Annotated in this window: 16 protein-coding genes; 10 read left to right on the forward strand and 6 right to left on the reverse strand. The window is 65.2% G+C overall.

Features of this window, described 5'->3' with window-relative positions:
* Window positions 1–38 precede the first annotated feature (38 nt).
* The 5 genes from hslU to ACYRGX_RS06320 form a co-directional block, all read right to left on the reverse strand.
* Window positions 39–1,379, reverse strand: coding sequence for an ATP-dependent protease ATPase subunit HslU (hslU, locus tag ACYRGX_RS06300; RefSeq protein WP_473055753.1), 1,341 nt, complete (start codon window positions 1,377–1,379; stop codon window positions 39–41).
* Window positions 1,380–1,405: 26 nt separating this feature from the next.
* Window positions 1,406–1,942, reverse strand: a complete 537-nt coding sequence (gene hslV, locus ACYRGX_RS06305; protein WP_473055754.1) for an ATP-dependent protease subunit HslV — start codon at window positions 1,940–1,942, stop codon at window positions 1,406–1,408.
* Between the two features lie 108 nt (window positions 1,943–2,050).
* On the reverse strand, window positions 2,051–2,737 hold the full coding sequence (locus tag ACYRGX_RS06310) for an SPOR domain-containing protein (RefSeq protein ID WP_473055755.1): 687 nt from the start codon (window positions 2,735–2,737) through the stop codon (window positions 2,051–2,053).
* A complete protein-coding gene (argS, locus tag ACYRGX_RS06315; protein ID WP_473055756.1) occupies window positions 2,738–4,477 on the reverse strand; it encodes an arginine--tRNA ligase in 1,740 nt (579 codons plus the stop codon).
* A gap of 85 nt (window positions 4,478–4,562) precedes the next feature.
* Window positions 4,563–6,782: a primosomal protein N' gene (locus tag ACYRGX_RS06320; RefSeq protein ID WP_473055757.1), complete on the reverse strand. Its 2,220-nt coding sequence runs from the start codon at window positions 6,780–6,782 to the stop codon at window positions 4,563–4,565.
* A gap of 192 nt (window positions 6,783–6,974) precedes the next feature.
* On the opposite strand from ACYRGX_RS06320, the gene rpmE reads away from it, so the two are divergent.
* Both rpmE and ACYRGX_RS06330 read left to right on the forward strand, forming a co-directional pair.
* A complete protein-coding gene (gene rpmE / locus ACYRGX_RS06325) occupies window positions 6,975–7,187 on the forward strand; it encodes a 50S ribosomal protein L31 (protein WP_473055758.1) in 213 nt (70 codons plus the stop codon).
* A 193-nt stretch (window positions 7,188–7,380) separates the two neighbouring features.
* Window positions 7,381–8,649 carry a malic enzyme-like NAD(P)-binding protein gene (locus ACYRGX_RS06330; protein ID WP_473055759.1) on the forward strand — a complete coding sequence of 423 codons (1,269 nt, stop codon included), beginning with the start codon at window positions 7,381–7,383 and terminating at the stop codon, window positions 8,647–8,649.
* 76 nt (window positions 8,650–8,725) lie between these two features.
* Here the strand turns inward: ACYRGX_RS06330 and ACYRGX_RS06335 are convergent, their stop codons facing one another.
* Window positions 8,726–11,188 (reverse strand): penicillin-binding protein 1A, encoded by a 2,463-nt coding sequence (locus ACYRGX_RS06335; RefSeq protein WP_473055760.1) that lies wholly within the window; start codon window positions 11,186–11,188, stop codon window positions 8,726–8,728.
* A gap of 176 nt (window positions 11,189–11,364) precedes the next feature.
* On the opposite strand from ACYRGX_RS06335, the gene ACYRGX_RS06340 reads away from it, so the two are divergent.
* From ACYRGX_RS06340 to ACYRGX_RS06375, 8 genes are read left to right on the forward strand one after another with little or no spacing between them, the layout of a single operon-like run.
* On the forward strand, window positions 11,365–12,429 hold the full coding sequence (locus tag ACYRGX_RS06340; RefSeq protein ID WP_473055761.1) for a pilus assembly protein PilM: 1,065 nt from the start codon (window positions 11,365–11,367) through the stop codon (window positions 12,427–12,429).
* Window positions 12,430–12,431: 2 nt separating this feature from the next.
* Window positions 12,432–13,007 carry a PilN domain-containing protein gene (locus tag ACYRGX_RS06345; protein ID WP_473055762.1) on the forward strand — a complete coding sequence of 192 codons (576 nt, stop codon included), beginning with the start codon at window positions 12,432–12,434 and terminating at the stop codon, window positions 13,005–13,007.
* Window positions 13,004–13,627 (forward strand): type 4a pilus biogenesis protein PilO, encoded by a 624-nt coding sequence (gene pilO / locus ACYRGX_RS06350; protein WP_473055763.1) that lies wholly within the window; start codon window positions 13,004–13,006, stop codon window positions 13,625–13,627. Before ACYRGX_RS06345 ends, pilO begins: the two co-directional genes overlap by 4 nt.
* The gene (pilP, locus tag ACYRGX_RS06355) at window positions 13,624–14,163 is read left to right on the forward strand and encodes a type 4a pilus biogenesis lipoprotein PilP (RefSeq protein ID WP_473055764.1); all 540 of its coding nucleotides are present in this window, start codon (window positions 13,624–13,626) and stop codon (window positions 14,161–14,163) included. The genes pilO and pilP overlap by 4 nt, the downstream gene beginning before the upstream one ends.
* A 43-nt stretch (window positions 14,164–14,206) precedes the next feature.
* On the forward strand, window positions 14,207–16,534 hold the full coding sequence (locus ACYRGX_RS06360; RefSeq protein ID WP_473055765.1) for a type IV pilus secretin PilQ: 2,328 nt from the start codon (window positions 14,207–14,209) through the stop codon (window positions 16,532–16,534).
* A gap of 4 nt (window positions 16,535–16,538) precedes the next feature.
* Entirely contained in the window at window positions 16,539–17,054 is a 516-nt protein-coding gene (gene aroK, locus ACYRGX_RS06365; RefSeq protein ID WP_473055766.1) for a shikimate kinase AroK, read from the forward strand.
* Between the two features lie 53 nt (window positions 17,055–17,107).
* Window positions 17,108–18,217, forward strand: a complete 1,110-nt coding sequence (gene aroB, locus ACYRGX_RS06370) for a 3-dehydroquinate synthase (protein ID WP_473055767.1) — start codon at window positions 17,108–17,110, stop codon at window positions 18,215–18,217.
* Window positions 18,214–19,812 carry an AAA family ATPase gene (locus ACYRGX_RS06375; protein WP_473055768.1) on the forward strand — a complete coding sequence of 533 codons (1,599 nt, stop codon included), beginning with the start codon at window positions 18,214–18,216 and terminating at the stop codon, window positions 19,810–19,812. The genes aroB and ACYRGX_RS06375 overlap by 4 nt, the downstream gene beginning before the upstream one ends.
* Window positions 19,813–19,895: the final 83 nt, after the last annotated feature.

Genomic DNA, 19,895 nt, shown 5'->3' on the forward strand with positions numbered 1-19,895 from the left:
GGGAGCAGGGCAGCGGCCCGTGGGCCGCTGCGGGGCGGTCAGAGGATGTAGCGGGACAGGTCTTCGTCCTGCGCCAGCTCGCCGAGGTGATGATTCACGTAGGCGGCGTCGATGCGCAACGTCTTGCTGTCTTCCTGGCCCGCCAGGTCGCCGGCGGCGAAGGAGACTTCCTCCAGCAGGCGTTCGAGCAGGGTGTGCAGGCGACGGGCACCGATGTTCTCGGTCTTCTCGTTGACCTGCCAGGCGATCTCGGCGATGCGCTTGATGCCGTCCTCGGCGAAGTCGATCTCCAGCCCCTCGGTCTTCAGCAGTTCGCAGTATTGCTCGGTGAGGCTGGCGTGAGGCTCGCTCAGGATGCGCTCGAAATCTTCGGGCGACAGCGCCTTGAGTTCGACGCGGATCGGCAGGCGGCCCTGCAGTTCCGGCACCAGGTCGCTGGGCTTGGACAGGTGGAAGGCACCGGAGGCGATGAACAGGATGTGGTCGGTCTTCACCATGCCGATCTTGGTGTTCACCGTGCTGCCCTCGATCAGCGGCAGCAGATCGCGCTGTACACCCTCGCGGGAGACGTCGGCACCACCGGCATTGGCGCGCTTGGCGACCTTGTCGATCTCGTCGATGAAGACGATGCCGTTCTGCTCCACCGCTTCCAGGGCGCGGGCCTTGAGTTCTTCTTCATTGACCAGGCGCGCGGCTTCCTCGTCGCGGATCGCCTTGAGCGCGTCCTTGACCTTGAGCTTGCGGCTTTTCTTCTTGCCCTTGCCCATGTTGGAGAAGAGGTTCTGCAACTGGCTGGTCATTTCCTCCATGCCGGGCGGGGCCATGATCTCGACGCCGGCGGGATTCTCGGCGACTTCGATATCGATTTCCTTGTCATCCAACTGCCCTTCGCGCAGGCGCTTGCGGAACAGTTGGCGGGTGTTGGAGTCGCTGGCGGGAACCGGGTCTTCGTTGAAGCCGGCACGCGCTGGCGGCAGCAGGGCATCGAGGATGCGTTCTTCGGCAGCGTCCTCGGCGCGGTGGCGCATCTTCTGCACCTCCTGCTCGCGGAGCATCTTCACCGCAGCATCCGCCAGGTCGCGAATGATCGACTCGACGTCACGGCCGACATAGCCGACTTCGGTGAACTTGGTCGCCTCGACCTTGAGGAAGGGCGCATTCGCCAGCTTGGCCAGGCGCCGCGCGATCTCGGTCTTGCCCACGCCGGTGGGGCCGATCATCAGGATGTTCTTCGGCGTCACTTCCTGGCGCAGCTCCGCCGGCAGTTGCATGCGCCGCCAGCGGTTGCGCAGGGCGATGGCCACGGCGCGCTTGGCGTCTTCCTGACCGATGATGTGGCGGTTGAGTTCGTGAACGATCTCGCGGGGCGTCATTGACATGAAAATCTCCAGAGGACGGACGGCGCTCAGGCGTCGCTGTCCTGTTCCTCGATGGTCAGGGTCTGGTTGGTGAACACGCAGATGCTGCCGGCGATGGTCAGTGCCGTTTCGGCAATCTCGCGGGCGGAAAGGTTCGCGTCCCCTTTCTCCAGCAGAGCCAGGGCCGCGGCCTGGGCGTAGCCGCCGCCGGAGCCCATGGCGATCAGCCCGTGTTCGGGCTCGACCACGTCGCCGTTGCCGGTGATGATCAGCGAGGCATCCTTGTTGGCGACCGCGAGCATGGCTTCGAGGCGGCTCAGCGAACGGTCGGTCCGCCAGTCCTTGGCCAGCTCCACGGCGGCGCGCACCAGATGCCCCTGGTGTTTCTCCAACTGGCCTTCGAAGCGCTCGAAGAGGGTGAAGGCATCGGCCGTGGCACCCGCGAACCCGGCCAGCACCTGGCCGTGGTAGAGGCGGCGCACCTTGCGCGCGTTGCTCTTCATGACGGTGTTGCCCAGCGAGACCTGGCCGTCGCCACCCATGACGACTTTGCCGTTACGGCGGACGGATACGATGGTGGTCAAGGCGATTCTCCGGCAGCGGAAATGACTGAATTCCCGATATGGGGATGCCGGCGTGCGGCTTCAAGGGAAACCGCCTGGGCCGGGCGCCTGGTTGGCGCCCGGCATGCTTCAGCGAACCTGGCGTTGTTGCAGCAGCAGGTTGCTGAAGCCGGCGCTGGCCAGTTGCTTCTGTGCGCCGGAAAGCTCGTCGCGGTTGGCGTAGGGGCCGACCAGTACGCGATACCAGGTCTCGTCGCGCACGGTACCGCTTTCCACGCGTACGTCCTGGCCGATGAGGATGATCTGCGCGCGCACGCGGTCGGCGTCATCGCGCTTGCGGAACGAGCCGGCCTGCAGGAAGTACTGAGTACTCAGCGGCGCCTGGGCGGGCTTGCTGTCGGTCTCCACCTTGGCCACCGGCGGCGGCGGTGCGGGCACCTCGCCGTTGAGCGCAGCCTGGGCGCGTTGGGTGTCGATGCGCGCGGCTTCCTCGGGGCTTACCGGTTTCTGCTCGGGCGTGGCCGTGGGCTTTTCGGGCAGCGCCTCGGGCGGCACGATCACTTCGGATTCGGGTAGCAGCGTGTAGAAGTCGTACTTCGGCTTGTTCGGTTCCAGGGTGGAACTGGCGACCGGCTTGCGCGGCTCGTCCTTGGTGCGCACGACCTCGTCACGTCCCGGCTCCAGGTTGAGCAGGAACATCACGAAGCCGCCGATGATCAGGCCGCAGGCCAGCCACAGCCAGCCTGGCACCGGCTTCTTGCTGGGTGCCTGGTAACGGCTGGCGCCGCGTTTCGGGGCAGGCTTCTTGCGCGCCATTTACATGCGCTCCAGCGGTTCCAGGCCGAGCAGCTCCAGGCCTTGGCGCAGGGTGCGACCGGCCAGTGCGGCCAGGCGCAGGCGGCTGGCGCGGGTGTCCTGGTCTTCGGCGGAGAGAATCGGGCAATGCTCGTAGAAGCTCGAGAACAGGCCGGCGAGGTCGTAGAGGTAGGCGCACAGCAGGTGCGGCGTACCTTTCTCGGCGATATTCGCCAGCACTTCGCCGAACTGCGCCAGGCGCGCGCCCAGTGCCAGTTCCTGGTCGGCTTGCAGGCGCAATTGGCCGTCGATTTCGTCGAAACCCTTGCCCAGCTTGCGGAACACGCTGGCGACACGGGTGTAGGCATACAGCAGGTAGGGTGCGGTGTTGCCCTCGAAGCTGAGCATCTGTTCGAAGTTGAAGCTGTAGTCGCTGGTGCGGTGCTTGGACAGGTCGGCGTATTTCACCGCGCCGATGCCCACCGCGCGGGCGATGCGCCGCAGTTCGGCTTCGTCCAGCTCGGGGTTCTTCTCGCTGACCAGCGCATAGGCGCGGTTCTCGGCTTCATCGAGCAGGTCGATGAGCTTCACCGTGCCGCCGTCGCGGGTCTTGAACGGACGGCCGTCCGGGCCGTTCATGGTGCCGAAGCCCATGTGCTCCATCTGCATCGCATCGCGCACGAAGCCGGCCTTGCGCGCCACGGCGAAGACCTGCTGGAAGTGCAGCGCCTGGCGCTGGTCGACGAAGTAGAGCACGCGGTCGGCGTGCAGCACGTCGCTGCGGTAGCGGGTCGCAGCGAGGTCGGTGGTGGCGTAGAGGTAACCACCGCCGGCCTTCTGCACGATCATCGGCAGCGGGTCGCCCTCGGAATTCTTGAACTCGTCGAGGAACACGCACTGGGCGCCGGCATCCTCGGTGAGCAAGCCCTTGGCGCGCAGTGCTTCGACGATTTTGGGCAGGTCTTCGTTGTAGGCGCTTTCGCCGCGTACGTCGCTGCGGGTCAGCTTCACTCCCAGGCGGTCGTAGACCTTCTGGCAATGCGACAGGGAAATCTCGTTGAAGCGCGTCCACAGGCGCAGGCAATCGGGCTCGCCGGCCTGCAGGGCGACGACCAGTTGGCGCGCGCGGTCGGCGAACTCGGGGGATTCGTCGAAACGCTGCTTGGCGGCGCGGTAGAAGCCTTCGAGGTCGGACAGCTCGGTTTCGGCGGCGGCCGGTTTTTCTTCCAGGTAGGCCAGCAGCATGCCGAACTGAGTGCCCCAGTCGCCGACGTGGTTCTGCCGGATCACCGTGTCGCCGAGGAACTCCAGCACGCGGCCGACGGCATCACCGATGATGGTCGAGCGCAAGTGGCCGACGTGCATCTCCTTGGCCAGGTTCGGTGCGGAGAGGTCGATCACCACGGTCTGCGCGGGAGCGCTGCGAGGCACGCCCAGGTGCGCGTCGGCCAGCGCCGTTTCCAGGCGTGCGGCGAGGGCATCGCTGTTCTGGAAGAAATTGAGGAAGCCGGGCCCGGCGATCTCGACCTTGCTGATGCTGGCGTCGGCCGGCAGCGCCGCGCGGAGCTTCTCGGCCAGATCCCGCGGTTTCAGGCTAGCGGGCTTGGCGAGCATCAGGGCGATGTTGCTGGCGAAGTCGCCGTGGGTCTTGTCCTTGGCGTTCTCCACCTGGATCGCCGGCGTCAGTCCGGCAGGCAGTACGCCTTCGCTTTCGAGGCGGACGAGGGCTTGCTGGATCAGTTGGCGAATCGTGTCTTTCATCGGTCGTGCTGCGCGGCTGGCTTGGGACCGCGCATTATCGGGGTGTGGGGCGACGTGCTGCAAGCCGCAGGGCCGTGACGCGGATTCAGAACAGGTCGATCGGGTCCACGTCCAGCGACCAACGCACCGCACGACTGCCCGGCAGTTGCTCCAGGGGCAGCAGCCAATGCGCCATCAGCTTGTGCAGTGCGCTGCGCTGGTTGCTCTGCAGCAGCAACTGCGCGCGGTGGCGCCCGGCGCGGCGTTCCATCGGCGCCGGCACCGGGCCGAGCAGTTCGACGTCGTCCGTGGCGAGGGTCTCGCGCAATTCCTCGGCCAGGCTGCAGGCCTCGTCCAGCCATTGCTCGGCCTGGCCGGGCTTGTGGGCTTCGGCGCGCAGCAGTGCCATGTGCGAAAACGGCGGTAGCCCGGCGGCGCGGCGCTCGGCCAGCGCCTGCTCGGCGAAGGCGAAATAGCCTTGCTCGGTGAGTTGCACCAGCAGCGGGTTGTCGGCCATGTGACTCTGCACGATCACCCGGCCCGGTTCCTCGGCGCGCCCCGCTCGCCCGGCGACCTGCACGATCAGTTGGGCCATGCGCTCGGCGGCGCGAAAGTCGGTGGAATAGAGCCCGCCGTCGGCGTCGAGGATGGCGACCAGGGTGACCCGAGGGAAGTGGTGCCCCTTGGCGAGCATCTGCGTGCCGACCAGGATGCAGGGCTCGCCGCGACCGATCTGCCCATAGAGACGATCCATGGCGCCCTTGCGCGACGTGCTGTCGCGGTCGACGCGCAGGACCGGATGCTCGGGGAACAGGATCTGCAGGCGTTCCTCGGCGCGTTCGGTGCCGGCGCCTACCGGGCGCAGGTCCAGGTGGTTGCACTTCGGGCAGGCGGCGGGCGGGCGTTCGACGTAGCCGCAGTGGTGGCAGCGCAGTTCGTTGTGCCGCTGGTGCAGGGTCATGCGCGCATCGCAGCGCGGGCACATCGACATCCAGCCGCAGTCGTGGCACAGCAGCACCGGTGCGAAGCCGCGGCGATTGATGAACACCAGCACCTGCTGGCCCGCCTCCAGGGTCTGGCGGATGGCCTGTTGCAAGGGGCCGCTGATGCCGGCATCCAGCGGCAGGCTCTTCACGTCCAGGCGCAGCATGCGGGGCGGTTGTGCATTGCCGGCGCGCTGGCTCAGGCGCAACAGTCCGTAGCGGCCCATCTGCGCGTTGTGCAGGCTTTCCAGCGAGGGCGTCGCCGAGCCCAGGACGATGGGCGTGTGCTCCAGGCGCGCGCGCGCCACGGCGAGGTCGCGGGCGTGGTAGCGCAGGCCTTCCTGCTGTTTATAGGAGGCGTCGTGTTCTTCGTCGACGATGATCAGCCCGGGGCGCTTGAGCGGGGTGAACAGCGCCGAGCGCGTGCCGATGACGATCTCCGCCTCGCCATCGCGTGCGGCGAGCCAGGCGTCCAGACGCTGGCGGTCGTTGAGGCCGGAATGCAGTAGCGCCACCCGCGCGTTGAAGCGCCGCGAAAAACGCTCGGCGGTCTGCGGGCCGAGGTTGATCTCGGGAATCAGCACCAGTGCCTGGCGGCCGGCGGCGAGGGTGCGATGAATCAGTTGCAGGTAGACCTCGGTCTTGCCGCTGCCGGTGACGCCGGCCAGCAGGAAGGAGGCGAAGTTGCCGGCGCTCGACTGCACCGCTTCGAAGGCGATGCGTTGCTCGGCGTTGAGGGTCAGCTCGGGTTGAGCCAGCCAGCCACCGCTGCGCGCCGGCGGACGCGCCTGGCGGACCTCCAGGCGCAGCAGGCCTTTCTGCCGCAGCAGCTCCAGGCTCTCGCGGTTCAGTCCGAGCTTGGGCAGCAGCGTCTGCGCGACTCCGTGGGCGTGCTGGGCGATGGCTTGCAACGCCTGGCGCTGACGCGGTGCGCGCGCCAGGCGCGGATCGTCCAGGCTGGCGCCCTCGGCGATGTGCCAATAACGTTCCTCGCGGGCCTGGGCCGGCTCACCCTGGCGCAACAGGACCGGTAGGGCCCAGGCGAGGGTGTCGCCCAGTGCATGCTGGTAGTACTGGGCGCTCCACAGGGCCAGGCGAAACAGTGGCTCGGGCAGGAGCGGTTCGTGGTCGAGCAGTTCGCTGGCGGGCTTGAGCTTTTCCGCCGGGACTTCGCTGTGTTCGGCGAGTTCGATCAGTACGCCGATCACCTGGCGGTTGCCGAAGGGCACGCGCAGGCGTACGCCGGGGCGCAGGGCGCCCGCTTCCACGCCGCGTGGCGGCAGGTAGTCGAACAGCCGGCGCAGCGGCGAAGCAAGGGCCAGGCGAAGAATCGGGGCGGGCACGGCGGCGCTCTGCTGGGATGAGCGGCCAGTGTACGGAGTGCCCGGCGCGAGGCAAGTCCGCTGCATGCGGCGCCTACCGTGGATCGGCTGGGCTTGCGTGACGCTTCGGGCGACCGTATGATCCGCACCCTGTTTTGCATGCGGTACCTGACATCGGGTCGGGTGGCGGCATGCCCGAGCGAGGAAAACCCCATGAAAGCCGATATCCATCCGAACTACGTCGAGATCGAAGCGACCTGCAGCTGCGGTAACGTGATCAAGACCCGCTCCACCATCGCCAAGAACATCTCCCTGGACGTCTGCTCCGAATGCCACCCGTTCTACACTGGCAAGCAGAAAGTCCTGGACACCGGCGGCCGTATCGACCGCTTCAAGCAGCGTTTCGGTGTCTTCGGCAGCAAGTAAGCCGAACCCCCAACGTTGTAGGAAAAGGCGCCTTAGGGCGCCTTTTTTATGGGCTGAAAACGTCGCTTACTTCGCTGAAAGTCGTAGATCTTCGCCCTTGACAGGCGTGACCGGGTGGTCTTGTCCGGCGCCTGGACATTGCGTATCCTCGACCGCCTGCCTGTCCCCACGAAAAAAAAGCGGAAAATCCAACATGTCCGATCTGAAAACAGCCGCTCTCGAATATCACGCGCAGCCCCGTCCCGGGAAACTGAGCGTCGAGCTGACCAAGCCCACTGCCACCGCACGCGACCTGTCCCTGGCCTACAGCCCCGGCGTCGCCGAGCCCGTGCGTGAAATCGGCCGCGATCCCGAGTTGGCCTACAGCTACACCGGCAAGGGCAACCTGGTCGCCGTGATTTCCGATGGTACCGCCATCCTCGGCCTGGGCAACCTCGGCCCGCTGGCCTCCAAGCCGGTCATGGAAGGCAAGGGCGTGCTGTTCAAGCGCTTCGCCGGTGTCGACGTGTTCGATATCGAGGTCGATGCCGAAAGCCCGCAGGCCTTCATCGACACCGTCAAGCGCATTTCCATCACCTTCGGTGGCATCAACCTCGAGGACATCAAGGCACCCGAGTGCTTCGAGATCGAGCGCGCGCTGATCGAACAGTGCGACATCCCGGTGTTCCACGATGACCAGCACGGCACCGCGATCGTCACCGCGGCCGGCATGCTCAACGCGCTGGAAATCGCCGGCAAGAACCTGGCCGAGGCGAAGATCGTCTGCCTGGGCGCCGGTGCCGCCGCCATCTCCTGCATGAAGCTGCTGGTGAGCATGGGCGCCAAGGTCGAGAACATCTACATGATCGACCGCCAGGGCGTGATTCATGCCGGGCGTACCGACCTGAACCAGTACAAGGCGGTGTTCGCCACCGAGACCGACAAGCGCACCCTGTCCGACGCCCTGCAGGGTGCCGACGTGTTCGTGGGTCTGTCCGGTGCCGATCTGCTCAAGGCCGAAGACCTGGCGTGCATGGCGCCGAACCCGATCGTCTTCGCCTGCTCGAACCCGGATCCGGAAATCAAGCCGGAGCTGGCGCACGCCATCCGCAACGACGTGATCATGGCCACCGGCCGTTCGGACTATCCGAACCAGGTCAACAACGTGCTGGGCTTCCCCTTCATCTTCCGCGGTGCCCTGGACGTTCGCGCCACCCGCATCAACGAGGAAATGAAGATCGCCGCCGCCAACGCACTGCGCGAACTGGCCAAGCTGCCGGTACCCCAGGAAGTCTGCGACGCCTACGGCGGCATCAGCCTGGAATTCGGTCGTGAGTACATCATTCCGAAGCCGATGGACCCGCGCCTGATTACGCTGGTGTCCGATGCAGTGGCCAAGGCCGCCATCGAAAGCGGTGTGGCGACCCTGCCCTATCCGGCGCACTACCCGCTGCAGAGCGTGGCCGACGTGTTCAAGCGCTGATCCCGTCGCCGCATGCAAAGAGCCCCGCCTAGGCGGGGCTCTTTCGTTTCTGGAGGGGGGGGGGCGTGCTTGCCGATCAGAAGATGTCCATGATCGGCGTGGCGTCGTCACTGGGCAGCGGGCTGCCGGGCGCGCGGGTGCCGGGCTCGAACTCGTTGTTGCTCGGCGGGGTGTCCTCGCTCTTGAACAGTTCGAAGTAGGCGCCGGGGGTGCCCGGAGAGGCCGCACGTCCGCTCTGTGGGTCGATGCGCAGGGTCACGATGCCGTCTGGCTCGGCCGGTGCGTGCTCCGGGCGTCCTTCGAGGGCGGCGCCCATGTAGCGCATCCAGATCGGTAGGGAGACGGTCCCGCCGTACTCGTTGCGGCCCAGGCTCTGCGGCTGGTCGAAGCCGGACCAGACGCTGGTCACCAGGTCGGCGTTGTAGCCGGAGAACCAGCTGTCCTTGGAATCGTTGGTGGTGCCCGTCTTGCCCGCCAGGTCGTTGCGTCCGAGGGCCAGGGCTCGGCGACCGGTCCCCCGCTTGATCACGTCCTGCAGCATGCTGGTGAGGATGTAGGTGGTGCGAGGATCGACCACCTGCTCGGCATGCCGTGGGCGCGGTTCGCCTTCGCCGGGCAGTGTCGCGGTGGCGGCGGGATCTTGCGCCGGCGCTGCGGGGCTAGGCGTAGGTGCCGGCGTCGTGGTCGCGGTCTGCGCGCCTTCGGGGGCGGGCTCCGCCAGCGTCGGGTTGGCTTCGTAGAGGACGTCTCCGTCGCGGCTCTCGATGCGCTGGATCACGTAGGGCTGAATCTTGTAGCCGCCGTTGGCGAAGGTGCTCCAACCCGTGGCGACTTCCATCGGAGTGAGCGAGGCGGTGCCCAGGGCCAGGGAGAGGTTGCGAGGCAGGTACTGGCGCTCGAAGCCGAACTTGGTCACGTAGTCCAGGGCATAGTCGATGCCGATGCTCTGCAATACGCGAATGGACACCAGGTTGCGGGAGCGGTACAGGGCCTCGCGCAGGCGAATCGGGCCGAGGAAGGTGTTGTTGTCGTTCTTCGGTCGCCATTCCTGGTCCATCGCTTCGTCGACGAAGACGATGGGGGCGTCGTTGACCAGAGTGGCGGCGGTGTAGCCGTCGTCCAGCGCGGCCGCATAGAGGAAGGGCTTGAAGCTCGATCCGGGCTGGCGGCGTGCCTGCACGGCGCGGTTGTACTTGCTCTGCTCGAAGGAGAAACCGCCGACCAGGGCGCGTACGGCGCCGTCGTGCGGATCGAGGGAGACCAGCGCGCTCTGCGCCTGCGGCACCTGGCTGAAGGCCAGCGTGCCGTCGTCGTTGCGGCTCACGCGGATCAGGTCGCCGGCCTTGGCCACGTCTGCGGGGCTGCCCGGACGCGGTCCCATGCTGTTGGTGGCGAGGAAGGGGCGCGCCCACTTCATGCTTTCCCAGGGCACCTGTGCCTGCTGGCCGTCGCGCAGGAGCACCTGCAGACCGTCCTTCTGCACCTGGGTGACGATGGCGGGCTCCAGTCCGCCGCGCAGACCCTGGCGTCGCAGCTCTTCGAGCCACTGCGCGGGCGTCTGCCCGGGGAATTGGGTCTCTGGGCCGCGGTAGCCGTGGCGCTGGTCGTACTCGATCAGGCCTGCGCGAACGGCGCGAGTCGCATCGTTCTGCAGCTCGCTGGGGACGCTGGTGTAGACCCGATAACCCTCGGTGTAAGCAGCGCTACCGTAGCGGCCGACCATTTCCGCGCGAACCATTTCGGCAATGTAGGGGGCTTCCAGCTCCGGCGGCTGCACATAGTGACGAGCATCGATCGGCGCAGCCAGCGCTTCTTCGTAGCGGGCCTTGTCGATCTTTCCGAGCTGGTACATGCGCCCGAGGATCCAGTCGCGGCGCTCCTTGCTGCGCTGAGGGTCAACCAGGGGGTTGTAGCGCGAAGGTGCCTTTGGCAGACCGGCGATCATCGCCATCTGCGCAAGGCTCAGGTCTCGAATCGATTTGCCGTAATAGACCTGTGCGGCCGCTTCGATGCCGTAGGCGCGGTTGCCGAGGTAGATCTTGTTGACGTACAGCTCCAGGATCTGTTCCTTGCTCAGCTCTCGTTCAATCTGCAAGGCCAGCAGGATTTCGGTGATCTTGCGGGAGAAGCTGCGCTCGCTGGTGAGGAAGTAGTTCTTCGCCACCTGCATGGTGATGGTGCTGCCGCCGCTTTGTATGTGTCCGCTCTTTAGTAACTGTGTGGCCGCACGCAGCAGGCCGCTGGGATCGACGCCATAATGGTTTTCGAAATTGTCGTCCTCGGCGGCCAGCAGGGCATTGATGAAGTCCTGCGGAATCTGCGCATATTCGATCGGCGAACGGCGCATTTCGCCAAACTCGGCGATGAGCTTGTCGTCGGCACTGTAGATTCGCAGCGGGATTTGCAATTGGGTATTGCGCAGTGCATCTACCGACGGAAGGCTGGGGCTGAGGTAGAGAAAGGCCCCGCTCAATGCCACGATCGGGGTGCAGACCAACGCGACGCACGACCAGAAGATGAATTTCAACAATCGGATCAAGCTGAAAATTCCAGATAAATGAATGACTTGTTTTGCGGTGGGAGAGGGGCTTGAACGCTGCCGGCATTATAAGGTGATCGGTTGCATAAGGCCATTTGCGCTACTGTCAAGACTGTTATTTAATGTCGAAATGCAAAAAACGTCTGTAACCTTCGGGCGTAAATAGGGAAATTCTCGTGCTAGGGCTCTTCACCAAAAAAGCGAATTCGCTGTTGGGGATCGACATCAGCTCGACGTCGGTCAAGCTTTTGGAGCTGAGCCGTTCCGGAAGCCGCTATAAGGTCGAGGCCTATGCGGTGGAGCCGCTTCCCGTCAATGCCGTTGTCGAAAAGAACGTCGCCGATTTGGAGGGCGTGGGCCAGGCATTGTTCCGTGTGGTCGCCAAAGCCAAGACGAATGCCAAGCAGGCCGCCGTGGCGGTCGCGGGCTCCGCGGTGATCACCAAGACCATCGAGATGGATGCCGGCCTCAACGACGAGGAGATGGAAAACCAGCTCAAGCTCGAGGCCGATCAGTACATTCCCTATCCGCTCGAGGAAGTGGCCATCGACTTCGAGGTGCAGGGCATTTCGGCGCGCAACGCCGAGCGTGTCGACGTGCTACTGGCTGCCTGTCGCAAGGAAAACGTCGAGGTTCGTGAAGCGGCCTTGGCCCTGGGCGGCCTGAGCGCGAAGGTGGTGGACGTGGAAGCCTATGCGCTGGAGCGAGCCTTCGGGCTGCTGTCTGGCCAGCTTTCCGGCCCCGCCGACGACATGACGGTGGCGGTGGTCGACGTAGGCGCGACCATGACCACCCTCAGCGTGTTGCACGGCGGACGTACCGTCTACACCCGCGAGCAGTTGTTCGGTGGCCGCCAGTTGACCGAGGAAATCCAGCGCCGCTACGGTCTGGCCGTCGAAGAGGCGGGCCTGGCGAAGAAGCAGGGCGGATTGCCGGACGACTACGAGAGCGAGGTGCTCATGCCTTTCAAGGAGGCGGTGCTGCAGCAGGTCTCGCGATCATTGCAGTTCTTCTTCGCGGCGGGGCAGTTCAACGACGTCGACTACATCATGCTGGCCGGGGGAACCGCCTCGATACCCGGCCTCGATCAGATGATTCAAGAAAAGACCGGGACGCCGACGCTGGTCGCCAATCCGTTCGCGGACATGGCGCTGGGGTCGAAGGTCAACGCCGGGGCGCTGGCCAGTGATGCGCCTGCGCTGATGATTGCCTGCGGGCTGGCGTTGAGGAGCTTCGACTGAGCATGGCACGCATCAACCTACTCCCCTGGCGTGAGCAACTCCGCGAAGAGCGCAAGAAGCGTTTCGTAGCCGTTCTCCTGCTGGTTCTGGTGGCTTCTGGCGGCATGATCCTGCTCGCCTCGCGCTACCTGGACTCTGCGATTGCCGCGCAGGTCGCGCGCAACGATCACCTGCGCGCCGAGATCGCCGTGCTCGATGCCCGCATCAAGGAAATCAGCGAGCTGCGTACCCGACGCCAGCAACTGCTCGAACGCATGAAGATCATCCAGGACCTGCAGGGCAACCGGCCCATCATCGCGCGGGTGTTCGACCAGTTGGTACGCACCCTGCCCGATGGTGTGTACTACACCAGCCTTAAAATGACCGGCAAGACGATAGCCATCACGGGAGCTGCGGAATCCAACAATCGGGTCTCCAACCTGATGCGCAACCTGGAGTCCTCGGAGTGGCTGCAGGCGCCGAGCCTGACCGAGGTGAAGGCGGTGACCGCGGGCGCGGTCGACCAGGCCAACGTGTTCCAGTTGAGCGTCCAGCAGACGCAGCCCAATGCGCAAGCCGAGCAAGGAGCTACCCCATGAGCCTCGCCGACTCGCTGGAAAGCCTGCGCAAGATCGACCTGGCGGACCTCGATCTGAACAACCTGGGCTCCTGGCCCGCGCCGGTCAAGGTCATCTGCGCGATCCTGCTCGCGGTGCTGGTCTTGGCGCTGGGCTACAACTTCCACCTCAAGGATCTCGAAACGCAGCTCGACCAGCGTGCCGCCGAGGAGCAGGCCCTCAAGGAGCAGTTCACCAGCAAGGCGTTTCAGGCCGCCAATCTGGAGGCCTACAAGGCGCAGATGCGGGAAATGGAGGAGTCCTTCGGCGTGCTGTTGCGGCAATTGCCCAGCGACACCGAAGTGCCGGGTTTGCTTGAGGACATCACCCGCACCGGTCTGGGGAGTGGCCTGGAGTTCGAAGAGATCAAACTGGCCCCTGAGGTGGCCCGTCAGTTCTACATCGAGCTGCCGATAAATATCTCGGTCATTGGCACCTACCATGACCTGGCGACCTTCGTCAGCGGCGTCTCCAGCCTGCCGCGCATCGTCACCCTGCACGACTTCCAGATCCAACCGGTCGATCCGGCGAACGCCAACCGGCTGCGCATGACCATCGTCGCCAAGACCTATCGCTACAATGACAAGGGGGCGCAGCAATGAGATCGCGACTGCTGCTCCTTGTGCTGCTGGCGGTAGTGTCCGGTTGTGGCCCCAGCCAGGATTTCTCTGACCTCGATGCCTTCATGGCGGAGGTGCGCGCGCGGCCCAAGGGCAAAGTCGAGCCGCTGCCGACCTTCCAGCCCTATGAACCTTTCACCTATGCGGCCTCGAACTTGCGCAACCCGTTCCAGCCGCCACTGAAGATCGACCTCAGCAAGCGCGAACGCGGTTCTCGGGACATCAAGCCCGACGAGAATCGCGTCAAGCAGTTCCTCGAAGGCTTCAATATCGAAACCTTCAAGATGGTCGGTACCCTCTCCAACAGCGCTGGCAAATACGCCCTGGTGCGTGGGGCGGGTGGCGTTCACCGGGTCAAGGTGGGTGACTATCTGGGGCGCAACGATGGCCGTATCACCGCCATCAGCGACGGCCAGATCGACGTGATGGAGATCGTGCCTGATGGTGAGGGTGGGTGGCTCGAGCGGCCACGTACCTTGCCGCTCAACGCGGCACCGCAGGCGCAGGGAGAGGGATAGCAAGATGAACGACCACCGCCAGCCAGCACAACGGAATTCGACGATGAACAGCAAAGTCTTGCGCGCGCTACCTCTCTTGTTCGCGCTGCTTGGCGCTCCCTGTGCCATGGCCGCGAACCTGCAGTCCCTGGACGTTGCGGCGCTTCCTGGCGACCGCGTCGAGCTCAAGCTGGGCTTCGACCAGCCGGTGGCGCAGCCGCGAGGCTACACCATCGAGCAACCGGCACGTATCGCCCTCGATCTTCCCGGAGTCTCCAGCCGCCTGGCCGAGAAGACCCGGGCGATCGACGTTGGCAGCGCACGCAGCCTGACGCTGGTCGAGGTCAAGGATCGCACCCGGCTGATCGTCAACCTGACGCAACTGGTGCCCTACGCCACTCGCGTGCAGGGTAATGATCTGTACATCGTGCTTGGCCAGGGCGCTCAGAGCCTGGTGGCGGCCGACCAGCCGGCGCCCGCTGCCGCGATTCCGACGCCACCTCCGGTCGCCAGCGCGCCCGCGCCTGTGGCGACGCCGGCACCTGCGCCCGTGCCGCTCGCCGTAGCACCTGCACCTGCGCCAGCGCCCGTGGTGGCCGAGCCGGCCGTTTCGCGTCCGATCAGTCCGGCGGCTATCAGCCTCGCACCGGGGGCCTCCAGTCGAGATCCGCAGTCGCGCCCCTGGGAAGCCAACGTGGCGGGGCATGCCATCCGCAATATCGACTTCCAGCGCGGCGAGCAGGGAGAGGGCAATGTGGTCATCGACCTCTCCGATGCGTCGATCAGCCCTAACGTCGAAGAGCAGGGCGGACGTATTCGCCTGGACTTCGGCGATGCGCAGTTGCCCGAGGCGCTGCGTGTTCGCCTGGACGTCAAGGACTTCGCCACTCCGGTCAACTTCGTCAGCGCCAGTGCCGAGGGCGGGCGTACGCTGATCAACATCGAACCCACCGGCTATTACGATTACCTGGTATTCCAGACCGATAATCGCTTGACCGTGAGCGTCAAGCCTTTGGCCCAGGGCGAGGTCGAGCAGCGCCGCAAGGAGCGCTTCGCCTACAGCGGTGAAAAGCTTTCGCTGAACTTCCAGGACATCGAGGTTCGCTCGGTCCTGCAGTTGATCGCCGACTTTACGAGCTTGAACCTGGTCGCCAGTGACACCGTGCAGGGCAGCATCACCTTGCGGCTGCAAAACGTACCCTGGGACCAGGCACTGGACTTGGTGCTCAAGACCAAGGGGCTAGACAAGCGCCAGGTGGGTAACGTGTTGCTGGTCGCGCCCGCAGAGGAAATTGCCGCCCGTGAGCGGCAGGAGCTCGAGTCGCAGAAGCAGATCGCAGAGCTGGCGCCGCTGCGTCGCGAGCTCATCCAGGTCAACTATGCCAAGGCGGCGGATATCGCCAAGCTGTTTCAGTCGGTCACTGCCGCCGACCCGAGTGCCGCTCAAACCGCGGAGCGTGGCTCGATCACGGTGGATGATCGGACCAACGCCATCATCGCTTACCAGACTCAGGATCGCCTCGACGAATTGCGGCGAATCGTTGCCCAGTTGGATATTCCGGTACGCCAGGTGATGATCGAGGCGCGTATCGTCGAGGCGAATGTGGATTACGACAAGAGCCTCGGGGTCCGCTGGGGGGGCGCCTTCACGTCGGGGAACTACGCCGGTTGGGGCGGGGACGGCAATATCGGTATCGATTCGGAGGGCGCTGGTAGCTGCGGTCCCTTCGCGGGGACGTGTACACTGCCCACTTCTACGACCACCGGGCAGGGCGCAACGGCCGAGAACGGTTCGCCAACGCCTTTCGTGGACCTCGGGGCGAACAGTGCCACCTCGGGCATCGGTATCGGCTTCGTTTCCAGTCACGCCATTCTCGACCTGCAGCTTTCCGCCATGGAGGCCACTGGCAACGGTGAGATCGTTTCCCAACCCAAGGTGGTCACCTCGGACAAGGAAACCGCGAAGATCCTCAAAGGCGCCGAGGTTCCCTATCAGGAGGCCTCTTCCAGTGGGGCGACCAGCACCTCTTTCAAGGAGGCGGCGCTGTCCCTGGAGGTGACTCCGCAGATCACGCCGGACAATCGCATCATCATGGAGGTGCGGGTCAACAAGGATGAGCCGGACTTCGCTAACGCCCTTAACGGCGTGCCGCCGATCAACAAGAACGAGGTCAATGCGAAGGTTCTGGTGAACGATGGCGAGACCATCGTCATCGGTGGCGTGTTCTCGAATACCCAGACCAAATCGGTTGAGAAGGTCCCGTTCCTGGGGGACCTGCCTTATCTCGGCCGGCTCTTCCGGCGAGATACCGTGACCGACTCCAAGTCCGAGCTGCTGGTCTTCCTGACCCCGCGGATCATGAACAACCAGGCCATTGCGGTGAGTCGTTGATCCTGTGCGCAACGTGATTCTGGTCGGCCCCATGGGGGCCGGCAAAAGTACCATCGGGCGTTTACTGGCCAGGGAGCTGCGGCTGGTTTTTAAGGACTCCGACCGGGAGATCGAGGAGCGCAGCGGCGCGAACATTCCCTGGATCTTCGATGTCGAGGGCGAGAGTGGTTTTCGCGATCGCGAGCAGGCGGTGATCGCCGACCTGTGCGAGCAGCAGGGGCTGGTGCTGGCTACCGGTGGCGGTGCGGTGATGCGTGCGGAGAATCGCGAAGCCCTGTCGCTTGGCGACGTGGTTTACCTGCATGCCTCGGTCGAGCAGCAGATCGAGCGAACCAGCAGAGACCGCAATCGGCCGTTGTTGCAGACGGCCGACCCCGCGGCCGTACTGCGTAACCTCCTGCAGTTGCGCGACCCGCTCTATCGAGAAATCGCCGACGTGATCATCGAGACCGACGAGCGCCCACCGCGTCTCGTCGCACAGGAGATCGTCTCGCGCTTGCGCGCGCTGCACGGTCATTAAAGCGGCGCTGCAAACGCGCTATCCTAGTCGCCCTTTCCAACGCAGGGGCCACCATGCGGATTCTCAATGTCGAGCTCGGCGAGCGCAGCTACCCCATCTACATCGGCGAGCGGCTGCTCGATCAGGGCGAGCTGCTGGCGCGACACATTCGCGGGCGCCAGGTCGCCATCATCAGCAACGAGACCGTAGCGCCGCTTTATCTCGAGCGCCTGCAGCGGGCGCTCGGTGAGCGTAAGGTCACCTCCGTGGTGCTGCCCGACGGCGAGCGTTTCAAGAACTGGGAGACGCTGCAGCTGATCTTCGACGATCTGCTTCGCACTCGACATGACCGGCGCACGACGCTGATCGCCTTGGGCGGAGGCGTGGTGGGGGACATGGCAGGCTTCGCGGCCGCCTGTTACCAGCGCGGTGTGGACTTCCTGCAGGTGCCGACCACCCTGTTGTCTCAGGTGGACTCTTCGGTAGGCGGTAAAACCGGTATCAATCATCCGCTGGGCAAGAACATGATCGGCGCCTTCTATCAGCCCCAGGCGGTGCTGATCGATATCGCCACGCTGGCCAGCCTGCCGCCGCGGGAACTGTCCGCGGGGCTTGCCGAGGTCATCAAGTATGGCCTGATCTGCGATGCGAGCTTTCTCGATTGGCTCGAGGCGAACATCGACGCCTTGCGCGACTTGCAGCCCGAGGCACTGGTCGAGGCCGTGGAGCGTTCGTGTGCTGCCAAGGCGAGGATGGTTGCCGCCGATGAGCGAGAGGGGGGCGTGCGCGCCACCTTGAACCTCGGACATACCTTCGGCCATGCCATCGAGACCCACATGGGTTATGGGGTCTGGCTGCACGGAGAGGCGGTCGCCACCGGCTGCGTGATGGCGATGGAGATGTCCTGCCGGTTGGGCTGGATTTCCGCCGCCGAGCGTGACCGGGGTATTCGATTGCTGCAGCGGGCCGGACTGCCGGTGGTGCCGCCGGCGCAAATGGCTCCCGCGGATTTCCTGACGCACATGGCGGTGGACAAGAAAGTACTCGACGGTCAGTTGCGCCTGGTGCTGCTACGCGGCATGGGCGACGCTGTGGTGACCGCCGATTATCCCAGTGAAGTGCTGCAAGCCACGCTTGCGGCGGATTACGCGGCGCTCGCCGCGAACAGCGGAGAGGCTCGATGAGCAGTCTGCACGCCGACGAGGCGTTTCTTTCCCATTACCACCTGGATCATGATCCCTTCGCCGCACGGGTCCCGGGCTTCAAGTTCTTCGCGCCGCAGCGCAAGCCGGTGCTGGGGCAGTTGCACCACCTGGCGCGCTACAGCCAGCTGATGCTGGTGGTGTCGGGCCCTGAAGGCAGTGGCAAGACGCTGGTGCGCCAGGCATTGGCCGCCAGTGCCAACAAGCAGACGGTGCTGACGGTAGCTGTGAGCGCACGCACGGCATCCAGTCGCGAGGCGCTTGTCGCGCAGTTCGCCCAGGGCCTGGGTGTGACCATCGTCGATCTTGCCGGGCTGCAGCGTGAGCTCGGGCAGTTGTCACTCAGCGGACGCGAGGCCTACCTGCTGGTGGACGATGCCGAAGCGCTGGGGGATGCTGCGCTGGACATGCTCATGGAGCTGGCGAGGGGAAGTCTCGAGTCGAAACCCCATGTGTTCCTCTTCGCACGTCCTGAATTGCTGCCACGGCTGGAAGCCCGTGGCGCGCAAGACAGCGCTTTTCACGTCGTCGACCTGCAGCCCTACAGCGAGGAGGAGACGCGCGATTACCTGGCCCAGCGCCTCGAGGGTGCCGGTCGTGATTTGTCGTTGTTCTCCGACGATCAGATCGCCGATATCCATGAACGCTCCGGTGGCTGGCCAGGAACCATCAACCAGGTCGCCCGGGACGAGTTGGTCAGTGGCATGCTTTCGCGCCGCAGTGCCCCTGCGGGTCAGGGTAAGCGTCGCAGTCTATCTCTGCCGAGCGTGGCGCTGAAGTTGCCGAAGAAGCACTTGATTGCGTTGGCCGTGGTCGGTGTCGGCGTGATTGCCGCCTGGCTGATGCAGGGCGAGACCGGCCGTCCGCCGGCCACTAGCGGTGACGTTGCGGATGCGACTCAGGCCGAGCGTGGCGGCAAGGATGAGCCGAATATCGAGTTCGCCGGCTCTTCCCAACCGCTGCCGCTGCCCCTGGTCGGGCAGTCGCAGCCGGTCATCCGCTCGCCGTTGGCTCAGGCCGCTGGCGACGAGGAAGCCGGTGAGGTCGCCGAGGAAGGCGCCCCGATCCCTGCGCCGGCGCCGGTGGCCCCGTCGTCTGGCGACGCTGCAGCGCTGCCGCTGCCGGCTCAGCCGGAGGTCACGTCCAAGCCGGCGACGCCGCCCGCGGCGCCTAGCCCGACGCCCCCGAAGAGTGAGCCCAAGGTTGTGCAGCAGCCCGCCGCTGCGCAACCCGCGTCGCCGTCGGCACCTGCCGCGCCAACGCCGCGCGCCAACGCCAGCCAGGCGACGGGCGGGGATTGGTACGCGTCGCAGCCGGCAGGTAACTTCACGCTGCAGATCCTGGGATCGCGTAGCGAGACCAGCGCGCGCAACTTCGTTCGCGAGCATGGTGATCAGTACCACTACTTCCGCAAGCAGCACCAAGGTCAGCCGCTCTACGTGGTGACCTACGGCAGCTTCGCCTCACGTAGCGCGGCACAGCAGGCGCTTGCCGCCTTGCCGGCAGCGGTACGCGCCGGCAAGCCGTGGCCGCGGAGTCTGGCGGACGTGCGCGCGGAGATCGTGCCGGCCCGCTGAGCACGGGCCGTTATCACGAGCCCTCTGTCGCTTCCTACAGCTTTGCGACATGCTGTGTCATTCTGGCGCCGTTTCGCATTTGT

The sequence above is a fragment of the Pseudomonas sp. R4-15 genome (assembly GCF_055768815.1).